Raw genomic sequence first — 1,089 nt, forward strand, 5'->3', positions numbered from 1 at the left:
CTAGGGCGTGTATCTGGTTGTGATCAATTTGCGGGTTTCGCTCTCGTGGTGGCCCTTGGTTCGGTAGATCGTGTGGTGTGACGCGAGTGCAACTGACAGATGCCGAGTGGGAGTTCATCGAGCCGTACCTGCCGGTCGGTGAGTACGGCCCGTACCCCGAGCGGTTGCGTCGGCAGTTCGAGGGCGTGATCTGGCGGTTTCGGACGGGCGGGCAGTGGCGGGAGGTGCCGGGCGAGTTCGGGGCCTGGTCGACGGTCCACAACCGCTTTCGGCAGTGGAGGGACGCCGGCGTGTTCGAGGCCTTGCTGGAGGGCGCGATCGCGGAGGCAGCGAAGCGGGGCGAGGTGGACCTGTCCCTGGTCAGCGTCGACTCGACCACCGTCCGGGCCCACCACGACGCCGCCGGGATGCATCTGGACCCCGACACTCTCGCCGACCTGGAGAAGGCCGCCGAGGAAGCGGAGAAGGCCCGGCAAAAGGGGGCTGCACGGAGGGACAAGACGGGCAGGGCGCCACGGACGAGCGGCGGCGTGTGCGCCGCAGACGCCGGCTCCGCCTGAAGGCCGCCCTGCTCGGACGGTCCAGGGGCGGCCAGACCAGCAAGGTCCACGTCGCCGGCGAGCGCAGGTGCCGTCCGCTGGCCTTCGTCCTGACCGAGGGCCAGGCCGCCGACAGCCCGCAGTTCATCCCCGTGCTGAAGAGGATCCGGGTTCGCGGGCCGGTCGGCCGCCCGCGGACCCGACCCGGCGCGGTCGCCGGGGACAAGGCCTACTCGTCCCGCGGCAACCGCAACCACCTGCGCAAACGCCACATCAAAGCGGTCATCCCGGAGAAGAAGGACCAGGCCGCCAACCGTAAGAAGAAGGGCAGCGAAGGCGGCCGCCCCGTTGGCCACGACACCGAGCTCTACAAGGACCGCAACACCGTCGAGCGCCTGATCAACAAGCTGAAGGCCTGGCGAGGCATCGCCACCCGGTACGACAAGAAGCCCGAGAGCTACCTCGCTGGCCTCCGCCTTCGCGGCGCGATGATCTGGCTCAAAGACCTCACCAAGCCCGCCCCTTGATCACGACCGAATACGCTCCCTAG

At 68.8% G+C, this 1,089-nt stretch carries 1 pseudogene; it reads left to right on the forward strand.

The features are described 5' to 3' along the window. Positions 1–77: 77 nt before the first annotated feature. Positions 78–1,066 (forward strand): annotated as a pseudogene (locus IH44_RS45050) (IS5 family transposase). The last annotated feature ends 23 nt before the right edge of the window (positions 1,067–1,089 follow it).

The sequence above is a fragment of the Kitasatospora sp. NRRL B-11411 genome, from assembly GCF_000721345.1.
Classification (GTDB): domain Bacteria; phylum Actinomycetota; class Actinomycetes; order Streptomycetales; family Streptomycetaceae; genus Kitasatospora; species Kitasatospora cineracea.